This window comes from Polyangium sorediatum (assembly GCF_029946465.1).
Taxonomy (GTDB): Bacteria; Myxococcota_A; Polyangia; order Polyangiales; family Polyangiaceae; genus Polyangium; species Polyangium fumosum.
In genome coordinates this window covers 1-698 of record NZ_JARZHI010000177.1, presented here as the reverse complement: position 1 = coordinate 698, position 698 = coordinate 1, and the positions used below count along the sequence as shown (strand labels likewise).

The 698-nt window shown below is 63.8% G+C and carries 1 protein-coding gene; it reads right to left on the bottom strand.

Features of this window, described 5'->3' with window-relative positions; all coding sequences use genetic code 11:
* Positions 1-14: 14 nt before the first annotated feature.
* On the bottom strand, positions 15-698 hold a 684-nt coding region (locus QHF89_RS49895; protein ID WP_284722034.1), incomplete at its 5' end, for an IS4 family transposase.

Here is a 698-nt window from a genome sequence, read left to right as displayed (position 1 = left end):
CCTGAGCACTGGTCTCATCTCACAAGCCCATTCTCCCTGAGGACCCGCAGCATCTCTGCTGCGGGTGCCAGGCGTTCCAGGCCGCGGCTGATGGTGACGGAGCCGGGGGGACCTCCCGAAGACTTGCCTGTGTAGCCGCCGAGCTCGGCGATCCACTGCACGGCGAGCGCGATCGGCGGGATCCCATCGGGGATCTGTTCGTTCTTCTTCTTCCGTTTCCGCTTGAGCAGCACCAAGGCCTCGACCTCGTGTGTCGCGAGTTCTGCGGTCGCTGGCAGGTCCGGTTGGGTGCGTGCGAGGTGCTTGAGACGTTCGGTGCGTGCGGCGATGGCTGCGAGCATGCTTCCCCAGATTTTGACTTGTTGGGTCCCTTGAAGTTGCGTGGACTCGACGTTGCACTGGCCCGTCTTCCACGTCCGAAAAAAGTCCTCGATGCGCCAGCGCTGGCTGTAACCATGGGCAACCAGCAAAGCGTCCTTGAGCGTTTCCACGGGGTGGTTGGTGTACAGCAGCCAATCGATGCGAGGCTCGCCCGCGGGCACGCTGCTGGTCTCGAGGATGCGCACGGCATACAGCGGCAACGCGCGCCAACGCTTGTTCCACCCATCTCGAAGCGACAGCGTGACAGCCGCGACATGCGCGCTCATCCGCGCCATTCGCTCCGTGCGACCCGGTGCTGCCGAGATCCAAAGGGGAAA